The 20,895-nt window shown below is 64.6% G+C and carries 19 protein-coding genes; 13 read left to right on the top strand and 6 right to left on the bottom strand.

The features are described 5' to 3' along the window. Positions 1–273: 273 nt before the first annotated feature. From AC0V2Y_RS12380 to AC0V2Y_RS12370, 3 genes are all read right to left on the bottom strand, one after another. Positions 274–1,842, bottom strand: a complete 1,569-nt coding sequence (locus AC0V2Y_RS12380) for a CHASE2 domain-containing protein (RefSeq protein WP_475415343.1) — start codon at positions 1,840–1,842, stop codon at positions 274–276. Positions 1,843–1,921: 79 nt separating this feature from the next. Continuing rightward, on the bottom strand, positions 1,922–3,250 hold the full coding sequence (locus AC0V2Y_RS12375; RefSeq protein WP_475415342.1) for a serine hydrolase domain-containing protein: 1,329 nt from the start codon (positions 3,248–3,250) through the stop codon (positions 1,922–1,924). A 28-nt stretch (positions 3,251–3,278) separates the two neighbouring features. After that, positions 3,279–4,775 carry an alginate export family protein gene (locus tag AC0V2Y_RS12370; RefSeq protein WP_475415341.1) on the bottom strand — a complete coding sequence of 499 codons (1,497 nt, stop codon included), beginning with the start codon at positions 4,773–4,775 and terminating at the stop codon, positions 3,279–3,281. A gap of 201 nt (positions 4,776–4,976) precedes the next feature. On the opposite strand from AC0V2Y_RS12370, the gene AC0V2Y_RS12365 reads away from it, so the two are divergent. After that, on the top strand, positions 4,977–6,119 hold the full coding sequence (locus AC0V2Y_RS12365) for a sigma-54-dependent Fis family transcriptional regulator (protein WP_475415340.1): 1,143 nt from the start codon (positions 4,977–4,979) through the stop codon (positions 6,117–6,119). Between the two features lie 143 nt (positions 6,120–6,262). Beyond that, the gene (locus AC0V2Y_RS12360) at positions 6,263–8,071 is read left to right on the top strand and encodes an NAD(P)-binding domain-containing protein (RefSeq protein ID WP_475415339.1); all 1,809 of its coding nucleotides are present in this window, start codon (positions 6,263–6,265) and stop codon (positions 8,069–8,071) included. Positions 8,072–8,246: 175 nt separating this feature from the next. Here AC0V2Y_RS12360 and AC0V2Y_RS12355 read toward each other — a convergent pair whose 3' ends face one another. Continuing rightward, positions 8,247–8,813: a YceI family protein gene (locus AC0V2Y_RS12355; RefSeq protein ID WP_475415338.1), complete on the bottom strand. Its 567-nt coding sequence runs from the start codon at positions 8,811–8,813 to the stop codon at positions 8,247–8,249. A gap of 26 nt (positions 8,814–8,839) precedes the next feature. Here AC0V2Y_RS12355 and AC0V2Y_RS12350 point away from each other — a divergent pair, with 26 nt between their 5' ends. From AC0V2Y_RS12350 to AC0V2Y_RS12310, 9 genes are all read left to right on the top strand, one after another. After that, positions 8,840–9,067, top strand: a complete 228-nt coding sequence (locus AC0V2Y_RS12350; protein WP_475415337.1) for a hypothetical protein — start codon at positions 8,840–8,842, stop codon at positions 9,065–9,067. A 67-nt stretch (positions 9,068–9,134) separates the two neighbouring features. Continuing rightward, positions 9,135–9,671: a sigma-70 family RNA polymerase sigma factor gene (locus AC0V2Y_RS12345; protein ID WP_475415336.1), complete on the top strand. Its 537-nt coding sequence runs from the start codon at positions 9,135–9,137 to the stop codon at positions 9,669–9,671. Positions 9,672–9,679: 8 nt separating this feature from the next. Beyond that, positions 9,680–10,675: a FecR family protein gene (locus tag AC0V2Y_RS12340; RefSeq protein ID WP_475415335.1), complete on the top strand. Its 996-nt coding sequence runs from the start codon at positions 9,680–9,682 to the stop codon at positions 10,673–10,675. Between the two features lie 101 nt (positions 10,676–10,776). Further along, positions 10,777–13,698 (top strand): TonB-dependent receptor, encoded by a 2,922-nt coding sequence (locus AC0V2Y_RS12335; RefSeq protein ID WP_475415334.1) that lies wholly within the window; start codon positions 10,777–10,779, stop codon positions 13,696–13,698. Positions 13,699–13,733: 35 nt separating this feature from the next. Further along, positions 13,734–14,351 (top strand): biliverdin-producing heme oxygenase, encoded by a 618-nt coding sequence (locus AC0V2Y_RS12330; protein WP_475415333.1) that lies wholly within the window; start codon positions 13,734–13,736, stop codon positions 14,349–14,351. Positions 14,352–14,362: 11 nt separating this feature from the next. Further along, entirely contained in the window at positions 14,363–15,496 is a 1,134-nt protein-coding gene (locus AC0V2Y_RS12325) for a TonB family protein (RefSeq protein ID WP_475415332.1), read from the top strand. A 185-nt stretch (positions 15,497–15,681) separates the two neighbouring features. Beyond that, positions 15,682–16,491 carry a methionine ABC transporter ATP-binding protein gene (locus AC0V2Y_RS12320; protein WP_475415331.1) on the top strand — a complete coding sequence of 270 codons (810 nt, stop codon included), beginning with the start codon at positions 15,682–15,684 and terminating at the stop codon, positions 16,489–16,491. After that, a complete protein-coding gene (locus tag AC0V2Y_RS12315) occupies positions 16,484–17,158 on the top strand; it encodes a methionine ABC transporter permease (protein WP_475415330.1) in 675 nt (224 codons plus the stop codon). Before AC0V2Y_RS12320 ends, AC0V2Y_RS12315 begins: the two co-directional genes overlap by 8 nt. 25 nt (positions 17,159–17,183) lie before the next feature. Continuing rightward, a complete protein-coding gene (locus AC0V2Y_RS12310; protein ID WP_475415329.1) occupies positions 17,184–18,011 on the top strand; it encodes a MetQ/NlpA family ABC transporter substrate-binding protein in 828 nt (275 codons plus the stop codon). Between the two features lie 76 nt (positions 18,012–18,087). Here AC0V2Y_RS12310 and AC0V2Y_RS12305 read toward each other — a convergent pair whose 3' ends face one another. Continuing rightward, on the bottom strand, positions 18,088–18,705 hold the full coding sequence (locus AC0V2Y_RS12305) for an OmpW/AlkL family protein (protein ID WP_475415328.1): 618 nt from the start codon (positions 18,703–18,705) through the stop codon (positions 18,088–18,090). Positions 18,706–18,850: 145 nt separating this feature from the next. After that, entirely contained in the window at positions 18,851–19,747 is an 897-nt protein-coding gene (locus AC0V2Y_RS12300; RefSeq protein ID WP_475415327.1) for a LysR family transcriptional regulator, read from the bottom strand. Between the two features lie 238 nt (positions 19,748–19,985). On the opposite strand from AC0V2Y_RS12300, the gene fur reads away from it, so the two are divergent. Next, positions 19,986–20,423: a ferric iron uptake transcriptional regulator gene (gene fur, locus AC0V2Y_RS12295; RefSeq protein WP_475415326.1), complete on the top strand. Its 438-nt coding sequence runs from the start codon at positions 19,986–19,988 to the stop codon at positions 20,421–20,423. 69 nt (positions 20,424–20,492) lie between these two features. Then, entirely contained in the window at positions 20,493–20,855 is a 363-nt protein-coding gene (locus tag AC0V2Y_RS12290; protein WP_475415325.1) for a MerR family transcriptional regulator, read from the top strand. Positions 20,856–20,895: the final 40 nt, after the last annotated feature.

Below are 20,895 nucleotides of genomic sequence, written 5' to 3'. Positions count from 1 at the left end.
GGTTGCATCGTTGCCTGGGCGTGCGCCGCGTGCATCGATGCAGCGGCCAGCATCACGCTCAAAAAACACAGCTGTTTTCGTATCAGGTTCATTTGTCGGCTTTCGCGAAAAAGGAAGTGAGCACCTGCGGCGCAGATGATGCCTCACATGAAATTATCAAAAAATCATTTTAAGTTAGCAAATAAATAAAAACAACAGTGTTTTTAAAATTTACTTAAAGATAATTCCATCTTCCTGCCCGGCCCTGCCCGGCTCGCGCCATTTCCAGGTAATTTACAGCAGCGCCACCACCAACAGCACCGCCGCCAGCGGCGCCTGCACCAGCACGATGCCGGGATGCGTGCGGCGCAGCTGGCCCCACACGGACAGGCCCGGCACTTCCTCGTGCGGATGGTGGGCTTCGTCGCGCAGCGACATCGCGTGCAGGAACATGCCGGCGATCAGGGGCCCGGGATTGACCCACCAGCCCTGCTCGAGCAAGCCGCGCGACAGGTAGATGGCCAGCGCGCCGATGACGAACGGCGAGGCCCACACCAGCACCAGCATCAGGCGGATGCCATAGAATTCCGCCACGGTGCCCACGCGGTGCAATCGGCTGAAATCGTGGTCTTCCATGCGCTTGTCGATGGCCAGTTCGGCGCGGCCGTACAGGGTCCACAGGCCGCCGAACAGGCAGCCCAGCAACACGCCGATGACGATGTCGGCCGCGAACACCGCATATTTATTCACGTCGGCCGTGCCGATGCCCAGCGACGTGTGGGCGGCGGCGTGCAGGTGCAGGCCCGCCTGCTCGCCTTCGGCCGTCGTATAGCGGTCGCGCACGTCATAGGTGCTGCCGATATACACGACATTCTTGCGCAGCGCCCCGGCATCCACGCCGGCCTGCCCGTCGGTCAGTTTGACGCGCGTGCGCGTGGGATACAGGAATGCCGGCGCCACGGCGGCCGGGTGAAACGGCGCAGTGACGGCGTTCTGCTCGGCCGCATCCTTGGCGTCGCCGTGGATCACGGGTTCGAACGCCCAGCGCGCCAGCTCCTTTTCGCTGCCCGTGCGCCGTGCCAGCTGGCACACGCGGCCGGCCAGCGCCAGCCCTTCCTTTTGCTCGGACAGGACGGCCGGTATGGGCTGCTGTTGCTCCTGCTCGCCGGCGCCATGCGCCAGCTCGAAGGCCACGGCCGCCAGCACGGGACTTTTCAGCTCGATGCGCGTGACGGCACCCATGCGTTCGCGGATACGCGGGCTGGCAAAGTGGATGCCGGCCGCGCAGCGCGCGCGTATCCATGCCAGGTTCGCGTTGCGGTCCGATTGCTCGGGCAGGATCAGCACCAGTTGCCGGCCGTCGGCGGCCAGCCGGTCGAGCAGGCGGTCCAGCGGCCGCTCGCCCGCCCGGTGCTGTTCATACACGGCCGGCGCCAGGTCCAGGTCGATGGCCAGCACCTTGCTGCCGCGCGCGGCGGCGCTGGCGATCACTTGCTCCAGGCGCGTGCGTTCCAGCGGTTCGCGCTCGTCGAAGACCCGTTCGAACGCGGGCTGGTCGATTTCGATGATGCCGGGCCGGTAGGCGGCGCCCGGGTCCTTGCCCCGGTTCAATAGCTGCCCCTGTTCCGCGCTGGCGCGCAGCATGGCCGCATCGAGCCATTCGAGCACGTGAAAACCTTCCAGCACCAGCATCAACGCGGCGATCAGGCTGGCGCCGATCACGTGATGCAGCAGATGCGTGCCCGTCAGCTTGAAGGCCGAGCCCAGCTGGGCGACCGGCCACAGCAGGCGCCGCCACAACGGGGGGCGCGGTTGGTCCGGCTGGCTGGTTTCCACGGTGCGTTCCCCTCGCGTGCGCTGCATGAATTATCATTCAAGCAATAAATGATGACGAAAGGATAGTATATTGCAGTTGTGCCCGCTTAGCCGCACGGCTGGCAGCCTACTTCGGCTTGGCCAGCAGCAGCTTGCCCAGCGCTTCGAAGGCCGGCGTGGTGGTCGGGTCGTTCGCCGCATTGGCCGCCGTCGGCGTGGAGGCGAAACGCACGATCACCATTTCCGCCTTCGGGTCGACGTAGATGCGTTGGCCATACACGCCGCGCGCCATGTAGGCGCCATGGTCGTTGTGCGTGACCCACCACATGTCGCGGTAGCTCCAGCCCTTGAGCAGATCGTAGCCGCCCTTGGCGAACAGCTGCTTGTCGCCGCCGCGGCGGATATCCTCGACGGCCGCCTTGGGCAGAATCTGCTGGCCGTTGTAGCGGCCATCGTTGCGCAGCATTTCGCCGAAGCGGGCCAGGTCGCGCAAGCCCGCATTCAGGCCGCCGCCGGCAAACGGCGTGCCCGTCGAATCGACCGTCATGTAGGCATCCTGCTCGGCGCCCAGCTTCTGCCAGACACGCTCGGACAGGTAGTCGTTGACGTTCTGCCCCGTGACACGGGCGATGATCCAGCCCAGCACGTCGGAGTTGACCGTGCGGTAGCCGAACGCCTCGCCATGCCGGCCCTCGTGCAGCACCGTTTGCAGGTACTCGAAATAGCTGCGCGGCCCCGTGTAATCCTTCGGCTTGGGCAGCGGGCTGCCGGCCGCCGCGTGCTGCCACACTTCCGCTTTCGGGTCCGCGTAATCTTCGCTGAATTTCAGACCCGTGGTCATGTCGAGCACCTGGCGCACGGTGGCGTCGCCAAACGCCGACTTGGCCAGCTCCGGCACATACTCGGCCACTTTCTTGTCAGGATCGAGCTTGCCTTCGGCCACCAGCGCCGCGCCGATGGTGCCCATGACGGACTTCGTCACGGACATGGCGCCGTGCTGGCCGCTGTCCTTCAGCACGCCGAGGTACCGTTCATACACGATGCGTCCCCGGTGCAGCACCACGATGCCGTCCGTGTAGTTGGCGCCCAGCGACTGCTCCCAGGTCATCGTTTCCTTCGCGCCCAGGGGCGTGAAGCGCAGGCTGTCGATATCCGTGCGCAGCGCGCGTTGCAAGGGTACGGGCGCTTTCAGGCCGCGCGACACGTCCACCGTCGGCATCAGCTGGCGGAAGTGCGACACGCTCCAGCGCAGCTGCGGGAAATTGAAATAGCTGCCATCGTCGAAGCGGATGATCTTGTCGGCCGGCGGCGGCGCGCCCACCATCCATTGCAATGCGGCCGGATCGCTGGCGGCCGCTGACAGCGGCGCCGTCGCCTCGGCCGCGTGGGCGCCGGCGGACAGCGCCAGGCAGGCGGCGGCCAGGGCCAGGCGTTTCATGCTGGGGAAATCGTTCATGCGGTGCTCTCCTTGATAGACAGAATATTTAATAAACCCATACGACGTTGGCCAGCCATCCCGTCCAGGTCCTGGCCTGCCCGTTCACCAGCTGGTTCACGCCCGACTGCGCGAACGAGGCGCTGAAGCCCAGGGTCAGGTAGGTATTCGGGTTGACGACGCGCACATACTTGACGAAGACATCGTTGGCCAGCATCGGGCGCAGCACGCCGGCGATCACCACGGGCGCGTCGCCCGGCACGTCGAGGCGCGTGGCCTGGCCGAACTGCAGCGGGCTGCCCATCCGGTTGGCCCGCACCTGGGCCAGGTAGGCGGTCACGGTGTCTTTCGGCGTCGGGTGCAGCTCGATGGTGGCCTGCAGCGCATTCACGTTGGCATTGACGAAAACCCAGGTGGCCTTGCTGCCAGAAGCCCAGGTACCCGGCGTGCCTTCGAAGAACAGCGGGTCGAAGCGCTCGTTGCGCGCCGTACGCGGATCGTCGCCGGAAAAACTCTGGTAGCCAAGCGTGAACTTCGGCGTCCACGCCACGTCGGGCAACGAAAAGCCCCCTTCCGTGCGCCAGCCCCAGGCCCGCATCGGCTCGCGCGTATTCCACTCGCGCGCGGCATCGACGCCGAACCAGCCTTTCGACAGCACGGTGGGCAGCACGGGAACGCGCGCGTAGCCATACACGAACTGCAAGTCCTTGCGGCCGTCAGGCACGGCCAGCGGTGCGCCGATGCCGCCCGGCGCCGCCTGCGGATACGCGGCATGCGAACGGGGCACCTTGCCATACGCGATGCCGGCCTTGCGGTCGTTCGCGGGCGCGTAGCTGACGTCAACGCCGACGACGCGCGTGCCGCTATCGTTGTCGGGATTTTCATTCGGGTCGAGATAAAACGCCTGGGCGCTGAACGCATCCTGGCTTATCTTGGCCACCACGGAATTCTGGAAGGACTTGCGCGGCCCCAGTTTCAGCGCGCCACGGTCAAAGCCGTTCGAGCCGCCATTGGCGATCAGCATGCCCGTGCCCAGCGTGAAATTCTGCGCGCCGGCCGACAGGTCAAGGCGCGCATTCGTGCCGCCGAGCGGCATGCGGATGCCGGCGACGAATTCCTCGATCGAGATGCGGCCCGTGTCGCCCGCGCCAAACGGATCATGGCGCAAGGTACCCGAGCCGACGGCGGACACGCGCGCATACAGCTGCTTGCCGTCGCCCAGGTTGCGCTTGAAGCCGAGCGCCGGCTTGACATAGAACTCGTACCAGTAGGGATTGAAATCGAAGCCGGGATTGCGCGCCGGCGTATTCGACAGCTTCCAGAACAGGTTGCTCTCGCCAGCCACCTGCACGCCCGCTTCCACGGAACGCGTCATGTGCCAGCCGGCGGCTATGGCCGGTTCGACGGCGGCGCGCCGGGCCACCTCTTTTTCCAGGCTGCTCTGGCCATCGGGATCGAGCTGGCCGGCGGCGCCGCAGGCGGCACTCCAGCCCAGCAGGGCCAGGATGAGTGAGCTGCGCACGGGGAACATCGCTTGCGTTGCCATAGGTATCCCTTGCGATAGCTGACTGTCGATTTGAACGGATGTTATCAGAGATGCTCTTGTTGTAAAGCATCCTATTGTGCGGGGCCAAACCTTGAGACGAACGTCTCACGGCAGCCGATGCTGCAGCGCAGAATGCGCCGCCCCGGCCTTCATGCTACAAACGGGCATACCATCAAAAATACCGAGACACCGGAGAGCGCCATGCCCTACGTCCGCCAGACCAGCCATATCGACCGCGTACGCGACCTGATCGCCGGCCGTATCGTCAATCCCGGGGCCGATACGGCCAGGCTGGCGTCCTCGTACCGGCGCTCGCTGGACGATTACCGGCTCGATCCCGCCTCCACCACCGGGCCGCGCATCCTGACGGGCGCCGAACTGCGCGCCATCCAGCAATCCGAGGAAAATTTTCTGCGCTCCACGGGCCAGTGCCTGCCGCGCCTGCACGCCATGGTGCGCGAAGCGGGCTACTGCGTCATCCTGGCCAATGCGCGCGGCGTGACGATCGACTACGCGGCCGACACGCACCAGCGCAAGGATTTCAAGAAGGCGGGCCTGTACCCGGGCTCGTGCTGGTCGGAAGAGGAGGAAGGCACGTGCGGCATCGCCTCCGTGCTGCTCGACCAGGAAGCCATCACCGTGCACAAGACCGACCACTTCCGCGCCGCCTTCACGGGCCTGACCTGCAGCGCAGCGCCGATCTTTTCGCCGCACGGCGACTTGATCGGCGTGCTCGATGCGTCGGCCTTGAATTCGCCCGATGCGCGCGACAGCCAGCGCCTGGTGAAACAGCTGGTGCGCCAGGGCGCGACCCTGATCGAGGACGGCTTTTTTCTCACGTCCTACGGCCATTGCTGCATCCTGCTGGCGCACCGCAACCGCCACTTCGTGGAAGTGCAGCCGGAAATGCTGCTCGCCATCGATGAACATGGCGACATCGTCGCCGCCAACCGCTGCGCGCGCGACGTCATCGGCGGCCTGGACGCCCTTCCCCGCCCCATCGCCGAGGTGCTGGAAGTGCGCGCCGAACGGCTGTTCGATGCGCGCACGGGACACAACCTGCTGTCCCTGCGCCTGGCGGGCGGCGGCACCTGGCTGCATGCGCGCGTGCGCGCGCCGCTGCGCCAGGCCAGCGCGCGGGCACGCGTCCGAAACGCCGCCCCCGTGACAGAGGATGCGCCGGCCTGCACGCCGCAGGAGCTGGCCGAGCGCACGCGCATCGTCAACGCCATGAACGCCGCCAAATGGCGCCCGCTGCAGGCGGCCGCCATGCTGGGCGTCTCGCGCGCCACCCTGTACCGGCGCCTCAAGCAGCTGCACATCGTGCCGCCGCACCGCCAGTAAGGCATCCGGCAAGCTGAGATTTCCGTCTCACATTCGTCCATGCTGCGCTGCGGGATGCGGGGCCGGAACGCCGGTGTTACAACATCGTCAGCGGCAACACAGCCGCATCCCATCATAAAGTCAGCAGACTTGGAGGAGACACGATGCAAACCGAAATCAACCCGCACGACCTGGCCGTGGCCGGCATCCTGGAGCAGCTCGAAGGCTTTCTTCGCGCCAGCGACGGCACGGGCGCCACGCAGCTGTTCGAACAGGACGGCTACTGGCGCGACCTGGTGCTGTTTACCTGGAACCTGAAAACCCTGGAAGGCCGCGAGCAGATCGCCGCCATGCTGGCCGCCCAGCTGGGCGCCGTGCAGCCGGTTGCCATCCGCATCGCCGACGGCGAGCATGCGGTGGAAGCGGGCGGCGTGCTGCAAAGCTGGATCACGGTGGAAACGAATGTGGCGCGCGGCGTGGGCTTCATCCGCATCCGCGACGGCAAGATCTGGACGCTGCTTACCACCATGAGCGAATTGAAGGGTTTTGAAGAAGCCAAGGGCGGCCGGCGGCCCATGGGCGCGGAACACGGCGCGCGCACCAACCGCAGCAGCTGGCTGGAGCACCGTGAACAGGAAGCCAAGGAACTCGGTTACGCGCGCCAACCGTATTGCGTCATCATCGGCGGCGGCCAGGGCGGCATCGCGCTGGGCGCGCGCCTGCGGCAATTGAACGTCCCCACCATCATCATCGAGAAAAACGCGCGCCCGGGAGACAGCTGGCGCAAGCGCTACAAGTCGCTGTGCCTGCACGACCCCGTCTGGTACGACCACATGCCGTACATCCCTTTCCCCGACAACTGGCCCGTTTTCACGCCCAAGGACAAGGTCGGCGACTGGCTGGAAATGTACACCAAGGTGATGGAACTGAACTACTGGGGTTCGACGTCATGCGAATCGGCCAGCTTCGACGACGCCAGCGGCGAGTGGACGGTACAGGTGCTGCGCGACGGCCAGCCCGTCACCCTCAAGCCGCAGCAGCTGGTGCTGGCGACGGGCATGTCGGGCAAGGCGAACATGCCGAAGTTCAAGGGCATGGACGTGTTCCAGGGCGAGCAGCAGCACTCGTCGCAGCATCCGGGACCGGACGCGTATGCCGGCAAGAAGGTGGTCGTCATCGGCGCGAACAATTCCGCGCACGATATCTGCGCCGCCCTGTGGGAAGCGGGCGTGGATGTGACCATGGTGCAGCGCTCGTCGACACACATCGTCAAGTCCGATTCCTTGATGGACCTGGCGCTGGGCGACCTGTATTCGGAGCGGGCGCTGGCGGCCGGCATGACGACGGCCAAGGCGGACCTGACGTTCGCCTCGATTCCGTACAAGATCCTGGCCGACTTCCAGAAGCCCGTCTTCAAGGCCATCCGCGAGCGCGATGCCGACTTTTATGCGCGCCTGGAAGAACGCGGCTTCATGCTCGATTTCGGCGACGACGATTCGGGCCTGTTCATGAAATACCTGCGCCGCGGCTCCGGCTACTACATCGACGTGGGCGCCTCCGAACTGGTCGCCGAGGGCAAGATCAAGCTGAAAAGCGGCGTCGGCGTGCAGGAACTGAAAGCCCGTTCCATCGTGCTCTCCGACGGCACGGAGCTGCCCGCCGACCTGGTGGTATACGCCACCGGCTACGGCTCCATGAACGGCTGGGCAGCCGACCTGATCTCGCCCGAGGTGGCGAATAAAGTGGGCAAGGTGTGGGGCCTCGGTTCCGCCACGACGAAGGACCCGGGCCCGTGGGAGGGCGAGCAGCGCAATATGTGGAAACCCACGCAGCAGCAATCGCTGTGGTTCCACGGCGGTAACCTGCACCAGTCGCGCCACTATTCCCAGTACCTGTCGCTGCAGCTGAAGGCGCGCATGGAAGGCTTGACTACCCCCGTGTATGGGCAGCAGGAGGTGCATCACCTGGCGTAAAGGTGCTGTCGCCCGCGTAGGTCGGATTAGCGACACGTCGCGTAATCCGACACCTTGTTGGCGGCTCATGTCGGATTACGCGCGGCCTTGCCGCGCTATTCCGACCTACCGCCACTCAAAAAAAAATGGCGGCGGACCGAAGTCCGCCGCCATTTTTACGTCATGCAGCCAACGATTACTGTTTGATCGCTTCGATGGCAAACGTCAGGGTCACGTCATCGCTGACGGCCGGCGCATATTTGCCGGCGTTGAATTCCGAGCGCTTGATCTTGGCCGTGGCGTTGGCGCCGCAGGCGTCTTTCTTCAGCATCGGGTGCGGTGCGCAATGGAACGAGGTGACGGTCAGGGTCACCGGCTTGGTCACGCCTTTCAGGGTCAGGTTGCCTTCCACGGAGGCCAGCTTGTCGCCGTCGAAATTGAATTTGGTCGATTTGTAGGTGGCGACCGGGTACTTGGCCGTGTCGAGGAAGTCTTCGCCCTGGATGTGCGAGTTGAACAGGGTCGAACCCGTGTCGACGGACTTGGTATCGATCAGCACTTCGACGGCGCCCGTCTTGGCGGCGCGGTCCAGCGTGACCTTGCCGGTGGTGTTATTGAAACGGCTTTGCTGTGTCGAGAAACCCATGTGGGTGTACTCGAAACGGGGGAAGGTGTGGCTGCCATCGATGACATAGACTTCAGGAGCGGCAACAGCGGACAGCGAGAAACCGGCGGCGGCGATAAAAGCGAGCAGTTTTTTCATGATGGATTCCTGATAGGGAGTGGTGGATGTCAAAACCGCAAACGGCTGCAGGCGAACGGCGCCTGCGGCTGATTGTCTGGCTTCAGTTGCAACAGATTATGCATGGCATGAAGATCGATGTAAAACGGAAAATATACCTAGTTAGCATCGATAAAATCGATAATAAGGGCGGTAATCTTCGCGACAGCGGCTTCTGCTACCGATTATTGTCTTCATTGCAAAAAATATCCAGCGTTATCCAGCAACATAAATGAGAATGATTCTTGTTATTGTTTGATGAGCTTGCTATTATTGCCTGCTTTGATAACGAGGAAACGCGCGGTGCTTGAACGCTATTACCAGGAATTGCTGCGCCTGATTTCGCGCTCCACGGGATGCCGCGACAAGGCGCAGGACGTGGTGCAGGAAGCCTACGCCCGCATCCTGGCACGCGATCCGCTCGGCGGCGCACCTCCCCGGCAAGGCGGTGCGCCCTCCCTGCACAGCGGCGCGGCGCCCGATAGCGGCCAGCGCGCGCTGCTGTACGTGACGGCAAAGAACATCGCCATCGATGAACAGCGCTTGCAGCAGAGACGGCCCCATGACGCGCTCGACGAGCCGCACATGCAGCTGCGCGCGCCGCGCGCCGATGAACCCGACCAGCGGCTGCACGACCGGCAAACCATGGAGCGCCTGCTGGTCATCATCGACGCCCTGCCGCCGCGCTGCCGCCAGGCTTTCGCGCTGTACAAGTTCGATGGCCTGAGCCAGATCGAGATCGCCGCCCAGATGGGTATCTCCGTCAACATGGTGGAAAAACACATCATCAACGGCATGCTCGCCTGTAAAAAAGGCTTACCCGAGCGGGATACGCTATGAAACAGCACATGACATCACAAGACACGACGGCCGACGACATCGACTTCCTGGCGGCGCAATGGCTGCTGCGCCACGACGCGGGCCTGGCCGCGCACGAACTGGCGGCATGGCAGCAATGGCTGGACGCGGACACGCGCCACCAGCAGGCCTGGGAGGCGCTGGCCCGCACCGATGCGCTGCTGGCCAGTCTGCCGGCGCAGCGCGTGGCGGCCTTCAGCCAGCCCGCCCCGGCGGCGGGCACGCCGTCATCGCTGTTGCAGCGGCTGCGCCAGGCGGCCTCCTTCCCGCCGCGCGGCGCGCTGGCCGGCGGCTGCCTGCTGCTGTGCGGCCTGCTGGCCTGGCCGCTGGCCAGCCATCTGCAGCGCCCCGGCTTCCAGCACGATTACAGCACGGCGCGCGGCCAGTTCGCCACGCAAGTCCTGCCCGACGGCAGCCGCATCGAACTCGATAGTGGCAGCGCCGTCGACGTGGCCCTGCACCGCGACCGGCGCACCGTGCGCCTGCTGCGCGGCCAGGCCATGTTCCATGTACACGCCGACCCTGCGCGTCCGTTCCAGGTCATCGCGGGAGCGGCCACGGCAACGGTGCTGGGCACGCATTTTTCCGTGCGCCACGTGGACGCCACGACACAGGTGAGCGTGGCGCAAGGCACGGTGCGCGTGGAAAGCGAAGCCGGCGCGCATGCCGAAGTGCTGCGGGCGGGCGACACGGTCACCGTCACGCCGCACGGCGTGAATGCGCTGGCCAGGGTCAACGCGCAAGCGGTGGGCAACTGGCGTGCCGGGCGCCTCGATTTCGAGGACGCCACCCTGGCCGAGGCGCTGGCCGAATTCCAGCGCTATGGCGACACCAACCTCGTGCTCGACGATCCGGCCCTGGCCGGCCTGCGCCTGAACGGCAGCTTCGACGCCAAGCTGCCGGCGCAATTTGCCGCCGCCCTGCCGCTGGCCTTGCCCGTGCGCCTGCTGCGCCAGGACGGCAAGCTGCATATCGTCGCCCGCTGATTTGTCCCCATGTCGCGAAATAAAATCAATCCGCACGTCAGGGTAAATGATACTCATTCGTTTTAACTATGAAGGATCACCAACATCACCATAGGAAAAACATGCATTTGACTCCACCACGCCACCCCTTGCCCGCCCGCCTGTCTCCCCTCTTACTGGCCATCGGCCTGGCCTTCGGCACGCCCGCCGTGCATGCCGCCGCCGCGCCGGTGGCGCAGGTGGAATGGCACATCCCCGCGCAGCCTCTGAACCGCGCGCTGAACGAGCTGGCGCGCCAGGCCGGCATGGTGCTGCTGGCCGACGCGCGCCTGACTCAGGGACGGCAAAGCGCGCCGCTGCAAGGCCGGCATTCGCTGCCCGAGGCGCTGCGCCAGCTGCTGGCCGGCAGCGGCCTGCAGGCGCAGCTGCAAGGCGGTACGACCATCATCATCAGCGCGCCGGCGCCTGTCTCTGCCGGCGCGGTGCAGATCGGCACTCTGCGCGTGAATGGCCAGGGCGGCAGCGGCACGTTCGAGGCGGACGACACGGATCCGGCTGACCTGCCCTACGTCACGTCCGCATCGTCCGCCTACATCGGGCGCGAGCAGATCGAACGCTTCCGCGGCACGTCGCCGGCCGATATCTTCAAGGGCGTGGCCGGTGTGCAGGTGGGCGACAGCCGCAACAGCGGCGCCGTCGACGTCAACGTGCGCGGCATGCAGGGCCAGGGCCGCGTGCCCGTGCTGATCGACGGCAGCCTGCAGTCGTCCACCGTCTACCGCGGATACGCGGGCATCGCCGACCGCAGCTACATCGACCCTGACCTGATCAGCGCCATCCGCATCGACAAGGGCCCGAACCTGTCGGCGCAAGGCGCGGGCGCCATCGGCGGCATGGTCAGCATGCAGACCCTGCGCCCCGAAGACATCCTGCGACCGGGCCAGCGCACGGGCGTGCGCCTGCGCGGCGGCATGCAGGACAACAGCGTCTCGGCGCCCGCCGATTTCGGCAGCGCGCCGCGCACGCACCGCAACAAGCTGGGCGACCCGCGCAGCGGCTTTGGCAGCATCGCCGTGGCCACGCGCCAGGATGACTACGACCTGGTGGCCGCCATCAGCCACCGCAGCATCGGCAATTATTTTTCCGGCACGCGCGGCTTCGGGCGCTATCAAATGCTCAACGAATGGGGCGACGACAATGGCGTGACGCAGTTCTTCAAGAAGGGCGACGAAGTGCTGAACACGGCCAACCGCACCACCTCGGCCCTGTTGAAGGCCAACCTGCACCTGCCGCACGAACAGAAGCTGGAGCTGGGTTACCGCTATTTCGACAGCAGTTATGGCGAAATCATGCCGTCGCAGATCTACCGCAACAGCACCGGCAGCATCCCGCAGTGGGACCCCAGCCAGGTGCGCACCAATGCCCTGACGGCGCGCTACGAGTGGAAGCCGGAAGGCCAGCAGCTGATCGACCTGAAGGCCAACCTGTGGCTGACGGACATGCAGAGCAAGTCGCGCAACGGCGACATCTTCAGCAATCCGCTGGAAGGCAAGCCCAATCCGGGCGGCCATGAATGCAAGGAATGCGTGGAAGTGCTGTACCTGGCGAAGAACCAGGCGCGCCGCGTCGGCGCGGACCTGACGAACAGCTCGCGCTTCGCCACCGGCATGGGCGCGCTGAAGCTGGACTATGGCCTGTCGCTGCAGAACGAGGATATCGGCCCGGCCGACAGCGTGCGCATCCTCGACGAAGACCTGAACGCCAACCACACGCTGCGCAACGGCAAGCGCCACGAGCAGAGCGCATTCGCCTCGCTGCAGTGGCAGGCGCGCGACTGGCTGAGTGTCGAGGTGGGCGGGCGCTTCCAGCGCTTCGAGTCACGCGACCGCAACCGCCGCGCCGAACAGCAATACCAGCCGCAAGGCTGGCAATGGGTCACCATGTGGGACAAGGACGGCGATCAGCTCGGCGCAGCGAAGTGGTACCAGGATGCGCAGGGCCGGTTTACGCCCGCCACCAATCCCGCGCTGGTGGGCGGCATGGTGGAAAAATACGGCGCCGAGCCGGCGCCGCTGGACGTCTCGCAGGTCGCCGACTGGAGCGGCAGTGATTATGTCTTCCGCGACGCCATCCCCGGCCTGTTCAGCTACAGCAAGCCGATCCGCCGCAAGGACCACGGTTTTGCGCCCACGTTTGCGCTGACGGCGCGCCTGTCCGACAGCGTCAGCCTGTTCCTGCGCGACGCGCGCGGCCTGCGCATGCCCAGCCTGTATGAGTCGACAATGGGATTCTCGGCCACGTATTCGTCGCCCTTGAATGCCGAGCGCAGCCACAACCGCGAGATCGGCGTGAGCCTGGTCAAGGATGGCGTATGGAGCGCCGCCGACAAGCTGCGCCTGCGCGTGGCGTACTTCGACAACGTCACCCACGGCTACATCACGCGCCGTCCGCTTCCCGACTTGCCGGCCTACGCGCAGAATTTCTCGATGGCGAATACGGACAAGTACAGCGTTTCGGGCATCGAACTGCAGTCGTCATATGACCGGGGTAGCGTGTTTGCCGACTTTTCCGGCACCTGGAACCGCAAGACCCTGATCTGCGACGCGGCCACGGCGGCCTATTTGCGCACGGCCAGCAAGTGGCAATCGGATATCTGGAACACGCCCGACTGCTCGCCCATCGGCTTTAGCAGCTCCTACGTGAGCAACCATATCCAGCCCAAATTGAGCGCCAACCTGACCCTGGGCACGCGCTGGCTGCAGGAGAAACTCACCGTCGGCACGCGCCTGACGCACGTCGGCCATCCGCTGGCGCGTCAGGATGACAAGGCCGTGTGGCAGTCGTGGACGGGCACCTCGCCGCAGGTGCTGACGCAGGCCTACACCCTGGCCGACCTGTTCGCCAGCTACAGGATCACGCCCAACGCCACCGTCGACGTGGCGGTGGACAACCTGACGGACCGTTACTACCTCGATCCGCTGACCCTGAGCCTGATGCCGGGACCGGGCCGCACGGCGCGCGTCACGCTTGGCCTTCGTTTCTGATTTGATTCATCCTTATAATAGAGAGCAGATATTCCATGCATGCAAGCGACACCACCAGTACCTTGAACGCCGTTCCGACCAACGCGGCCCCGACCCGCAGCCAGCGCCTGAAAGCCGACACCATGGCCACCCACGAATTGCTGGACCAGCGCATCATGGCCAGCGCGCCGTTTTCCAGCCGCGACAATTACGCGCGCTTCCTGCAGGCGCAGTACGCGTTCCTGCGCGACGTCGACGCGCTGTACGACAACGCGCAACTGGCCGCCCTGCTGCCGGATCTGGAACAGCGCCGCCGCTACGCCAGCATCGCGGCCGATCTGCGCGACCTGGGCACCGCCCTGCCAGCCGATGCGGCCACGCCGCCGTTCGACGCGCAGCTGGACCTGGCCACGGCGCTGGGCTGGCTGTACGTGAGCGAAGGCTCGAAGCTGGGCGCGGCCATCCTGTATAAACTGGCCGGCAAGATCGGCCTCGATGAACACCACGGCGCGCGCCACCTTGCGGGCCACCCGGACGGGCGCGCGCGCCACTGGCGCGAGTTTACGTCCGTGCTCGATACGGCCGCCCTTGATGACGCCGGCGAAGCGCGCGTGATCGAGGGCGCGCGCGCCGCCTTTTTGCGCATGTACGGCCACGTGGAGGCCTGCGCCTGATGGAGGAACCAGTGACCCGAGCAAACGCGGAAGCGCACACGGCACGGCTGCGCCGCTGGGCCTGGACGGTGGCCGGCATGCTGATGGTGGCGCTGGGCGTGATCGGCGCCCTGCTCCCCGTCATGCCGACGACGATCTTCCTGATCCTGGCGCTGGCCTGCTTCAGCCGCGCCTCGCCGCGCCTGGAACACTGGCTGCTGCACCACCCGCGCTTTGGCGCGCCGCTGCGCCAGTGGCGCGAACACCGCGCCGTGTCGCGGCGCGGCAAGATCCTCGCTTGCCTGGGCATGGCCATCGGTTTTGTCGCCATGTGCCTCGGCCATCCGCCCTGGTGGGTCATCGTCCTCGTGGCAACGATGGAAATCGCCGTCATCCTCTATCTGCTGCGTCGCCCGGAGGGTCCGGCGCCGGCGCCAGAAAAGCCGCCGCCGCCGGAGTGGCACAAGCCGCTGACCATCGCCACGGTCTTCGCCGTGCATGGCGCCCTGCTGGGATGGGCCGTGCACCACCGGGTGCCAGCGGCGCCCGTACTGGCCATCGCGCCCGACTCCGCACAGCCGGCCATGCTGCTGTTCCTGCCGGCCGCCGCCCCGCCCCGCCCTTTGGAGCAGAATCTTGCTGAACAGGTCAGCGCGGCCGCCGCGCCATCGCACGCCCTTGCCAAAAAGGCAGTGCCGGCCATCCCGCAGTTCGTGCTGCCGCAGCCCGATGCCGCGCCCATGCCGCCGCAAGCCGAGAGCATCGCGGCCGTTGCCGAGGTGCGCCATGCCGCCGTCACGCCGGCACCGGTAGCCACGGCGTCTGTCGCGGCGGCACCGCCCTCGCCTGCCCTGCCGCCCGCGCCACAGGAGCTGCGCAGCGGCGTATCGAGCTGGGAAGGCAAGGTTTTGGCGCGCATGGAGCGCTTCCGCCGCTACCCGACGGCGTCGCGCGCGAAGCAGGAACAGGGCGTGGTGTATCTGCGCTGCCGCATCGACCGCGATGGCCAGGTGCTGGCGGCCGCCATCGAGCGCAGTTCCGGTTCCGCGGCGCTGGATCAGGCCGCGCTCGACACTTTGCAACGGGCGGCGCCACTGCCGCGCATTCCCAAGGAACGGCCGGACCCGCTGGAATTATCGATTCCCGTCGAATTTTCCATCGGCTGAACACGAAAAAACCGCGTTTACTCTCGCCAAATACCCATATAGACATTATTTGCATATTCAAAGCAAGATTCTGTCGTAGGAGTAATAACACGATCGGAGGTATACTACGCAACCGACGTAACAGGCTGGGCGATTTGGCCCCTGCAAGCACGCCTGTCACGGTCCAATAAAAAAGGAAACACTGCATGACCACACCACACCGTACGCCGGTGATTCGCATCGATGGCGCGAACAAGACCTTCGCGCTGCCCAAGGGCGAACAATTCCACGCGGTCAAATCGGTCACGCTGGAAGTCTATCCCGGTGATATTTTCGGCCTGATCGGCAAGAGCGGCGCCGGCAAATCGACCCTGCTGCGCCTGATTAACCTGCTCGAACGTCCCGACAGCGGCACCATTACCGTGGCCGGGCGCGAGCTGACGCGCCTGGGCAAGAGCGCATTGCGCGACGCGCGCCAGAACATCGGCATGATTTTCCAGCAATTCAACCTGCTGCAAAACGCCAGCGTCTTCGACAACGTCGCCTTCCCCCTGAAAATCCATGGCACGGCCAAGGGCGAGCAGATCGCCGCCAGGGTCGAGGAATGCCTGGCGCTGGTGGGCCTGTCCGACAAGCTGCACAGCTATCCGGCGCAATTGTCCGGCGGACAGAAGCAGCGCGTGGCGATCGCCCGCGCCCTGGCCAGCCACCCCGACGTGCTGCTGTGCGACGAGCCGACCTCCGCGCTGGATGCGGAAACGACGCGCGCCCTGCTCGACACTTTGCGCGACATCAATGCGCGCCTGGGCGTGACCATCGTCATCGTCAGCCATGAGCTGTCGGTGCTGGGCGCCATCTGCAACCGCGTCGCCGTCGTGGAAAACGGCGCCATCGCCGAACAATTCGATCTGAGCGACACGGCCACCCCGCGCAAGACGGCGCTGGGACGCGAGCTGGCTTATTACGGCACCGAGGCGTTTGAAGCCACCGCATGGAAGGATGCAACACATGTTTGAAGAATCGATCAATAACGTCGTCAACCTGCTGCCGGAAATCTGGGTGGCGCTGGGCCAGACCATGACCATGCTGGGCATCGGCCTCACGGCCGCCATCCTGATCGGCGGCCCCCTGGGCATTTTGCTGTTCCTCGTCTCGGAAGGCCAGTCGCTGGAAAACCGCCCCCTGTCGACCATCCTCGGCTGGCTGGTGAATACCGTGCGCAGCTTCCCCTTCATCATCCTGCTGGTCGCCCTGACGCCGTTTACGCGCATCATCGCGGGCACCTCGATCGGCCCGCTGGCAGCTGCCGTGCCGCTGTCGTTCGCCGCCATTCCCTACCTGGCGCGCCTGGTGGAACAGAACCTGCGCGAAGTCCCGCGCGGCGTGATCGAGGCTGCGCACGCCATGGGCGCGTCGGAGCTGCAGATCATCTTCCGCGTGCTGCTGGTGGAAGCGCGTTCCGGCCTCGTGCTGGCACTGACCGTGCTGTCGATCAGCTTCCTGTCGTATTCGGCCGTGGCCGGCGTGGTGGGCGGCGGCGGCATCGGCGACCTGGCCATCCGCTACGGCTACTACCGCTTCGAGACGGACATCATGGTCGCTACAGTCGCCATCCTGATCGTGCTGGTGCAAACCATCCAGTTCGCCGGCACGCGCATCGCCAAGCGCCTCGACAAACGTTAATTCAAATTCAGAAACAAGGACCTGCATGAACCACATTCGCCGCACCCTGCTGCTGGCCGCTGCCAGCCTGACCCTCGCCACCGCCGCCCACGCCAAGGACCCGAAGGAAATCGTCATCGGCACCAGCTCCGGCCCTTACTCGGACCAGCTGAAGCTGGGCATCAAGCCCATCCTGGAAAAACAGGGCTACAAGGTCAAGATCGTCGAATTCAACGACTACGTGCAGCCGAACTACGCGCTGGCCGAAGGCTCGCTGGACGCCAACGTGTTCCAGCACATCGTGTATCTAACCAAGTTCGCCACCGATAACAAGCTGCCACTGAGTTCCCTGATCACCGTGCCGACCATGCCGATCGGCCTGTACGGCGGCAAGCAAAAGACGCTGGCCGAAGTCAGGAACGGCGCCACCATCACCATGCCGAACGACCCGACCAACCAGGCGCGCGCGCTGGTGATGCTGGCCAAGATGGGCTGGATCAAGCTGAAACCGAACGTCGACCCGCTGCGCGCGTCCGAGCGCGACGTACTGGAGAACCCGAAGAAGCTGAAACTGGTGCCGCTGGAAGCGGCGCAGCTGCCACGCTCGCTGGCGGACGCCGACTACGCTTTCGTCAACGGCAACTTCGCCCTGGCCGCCGGCATGAAGCTGACGTCGGCCCTCGCCGTGGAAAAGATCTCGGACAGCTACATCAACCTGGTCGCCATCCGCACGGCCGACAAGGCCAAGCCCTGGGTCAAGGACCTGGAAGCGGCCTACCGCTCGCGCGCCTTCCTCGACGCCACCAACAAATACCTGGCCGGCTACGAAAAGACGGACTACCAGCTGGCGCTGGAAAAGACGCTGAAAAAATAAACGACGCATGCAATGCAAAAAGGACGGCCAAGGCCGTCCTTTTTTATTGTCCGCGCCTTGCGGGCGCTATTCCGGCTTAGAAACGGTAGCCGACGCCGATGCCGATCAGGATAGGATCGACCTTGACTTCGCTGGCCTTGGCGCCACCGATGAACACATCGCTGCGGATCTGCACTTTCTTGATGTCGAAGTTCAAGGACCAGTTTTTGTCCAGCTTGTAGTCGACACCGGCTTGCAGCGAGTAGCCCCAGCTGTCATGCTCGAGGCGGCCGGCGCCATTCAGCAATTTCACGTCCGAGATATTCGTGTAGTTGATGCCGGCACCCACGTAAGGGCTGAACTGTTTTTCAGGCATGAAGTGGTATTGCAGCGACAGGGTCGGCGGCAGGTGCTTGAAGGTACCGATATTGTTGCCGTCGAGCTTGACGTCATGCTTTTGCGGGTAAGTCAGGATCAGCTCGGCAGCGATATTCGGGGTGAAGAAGTACGAAATATCGATTTCAGGAATCGTCTTGCTGCTGACCGTCAAACGGTCGGATGCGCCGACGCCACCAACAGGAGCAGATTTATCGGCCGGATCGATGTGCACGGCGCGCGCACGGACCAGCCATGGGCCTTCCTGTGCCATTGCGTTGCCGGCGAATGCGCCGATGGCGGCCAAAACGATTGCTGCTGCAGTTGCGGACTTTTTCATTTTATTTTCCTCTGTCGTTAAGTAACGCTGCGAAGTCTAAGAGTGCAGTGCAACAAAAACTTTGATCCACATCAAATAGTGCTAGATGGCATCAACAGAGGGATTTTTTCCTTTGCCCAGGTCAAGAAAATGCGGCATTGCAAAATCAGGCCGCCTCGGCGAACAGGCTGGCGACCCAGTCTGCAAACACGCGCACGCGCGGCGACAATTGCCGGTGGTGGGGATACAGCACGGACACGGGCAGCGGGTCGGGACGCCAGTCGCGCAGCACCTCCACCAGCTCGCCGGACGCCAGCGCCCGCTCCAGGTGATAACGGGGCGCCTGGATCAAGCCCAGGCCCGCGCGGCAGCAGGCGTGATACGCGTCCGCGTTATTGACGGACACGCTGCCCGGCAAGGCCACGCTGTGCCGCTGCCCATCCGCCTTGAAATCGAAGGGCCAGACCTTGCCCGTCTGGGCGGAAAAAAAATTGACGGCGCGGTGGCCCGCCAGCTGCGCCAGGTTTTCCGGCGTGCCGTGTGCGGCCAGGTAGGCGGGGCTGGCGCACGTCACCTGCTCCAGCAGCGCCACCCTGCGCGCCACCATCGACGAATCGCTCAACTCCCCCACGCGCAGCACGCAATCGACGCCTTCGCGCACCAGGTCGACGAGGCGGTCGCCCATGCCGATTTCCAGTTCGATCAAGGGATAGCGGGCGCAGAACCGGTCCAGCACGGGCATGACGAAGTGCATGGCCAGGGTCGCGTGCAGGTCGATGCGCAGCTTGCCGGCCGGCTGCCGCACCGCCGAGGAAAACACGGCTTCCGTTTCTTCCAGGTCCGCCAGCAGGCGCGCGCAGCGCTGGTAATACGCCTCGCCATCGGGCGTGGGCGTCACTTGCCGCGTGGTCCGCTGCAGCAGGCGCACGCGCAGCCGCGCTTCAAGCTGCTTGATCGCATGCGTGACGGTGGCCTTCGGATAGCCAAGGTCATGCGCCGCCTGCGTGAAACTGCGCAGTTCGACGATGCGGGTAAAGATGCGCATCGCATCGAATCGGTCCATGACCCCTCCATTGTTATTGTCTGCTGCACAGTGTAGCGATCCGGGTGCCATTTTTCCATTCTTAACTATCGCGCTGGCAAACTTGTCCGCAACGCAAGCACTACTTGCACCGATGTCACTGGATTGCCGCCTGCCCATGCAGCATACTATTTTCAATGCGCACATGAGAATGGTAATGATTATCATTTGCGATATAATGGCTTACCTCGCTCAGCGATTACAAAAAGGAATGGGAGACATGGATATATTGAGGGAACTGCGTGAATCGGGATTGAAAGTGACCATCCCCCGCTTGCGGATTCTGCAGCTGTTCCAGGAAGGCACGATCAAGCACCTGAGTGCGGACGATGTCTACAAACTCTTGCTGGCTGAAAAGATCGACGTGGGCCTGGCCACCATCTACCGCGTGCTGATGCAGTTTGCCGAAGCGGGCATTTTGTTTCGCCGGCACTTCGAATCGGGCCACGCCGTCTTCGAACTGAACGAAGGCCAGCACCACGACCACCTGGTCTGCACGGGTTGCGGCAAGGTCGATGAATTCGTCGATGAAGGCATCGAACTGCGCCAGAACGAGATCGCCGCCGAGCGGGGCTTCGTGCTGCACGAGCACGCGCTGTCGCTGTACGGCACCTGCGCCGAGTGCACGGCGAAGAAAATCCCGCCGCGCCGGGTCTGACGATGCCTGGGCCGCCTGGGCGCCACTGCCTTGCGGTAAGATTCGCTCACGCTCGATAAAGGATCACCCATGTACATCGGAGAAATCGCCCGTCTGGCGGGCACCTCGCCCAAAGCCTTGCGCCACTATGAGGCGCTGGGCTTGCTGGGCGATGTGCGCCGTTCCGGCGCCTACAGAGTCTACACGCAGCAAGACCTGGCGCAAGTCAAGCTGATACGCCAGGCGCAGGTCCTGGGCTTCCGCCTGGCCGAACTACTGCCCGTCCTGGCCGGCGATGACACGGACTGGGCCGCCCTGTCGCGGCACATCGACGCCAAGCGCGCGCAGGTGCGGCAGGATATCTCCCGCCTGCGCCAGCTCGACGCGCAGCTGGCCGACATCGACACGGAAATCCGCGACTGCCTGGCGCGCCAGCAATTGCAGGCAGCCTGACATTCCGCGCTTGACTCTGCCACTAGGGGCAGGCTTTAGC

The sequence above is a fragment of the Janthinobacterium sp. BHSEK genome (assembly GCF_056174685.1).
The sequence above is the reverse complement of the archived record's forward strand: the minus strand, read 5'-3'. Positions and strand labels throughout refer to the sequence as shown.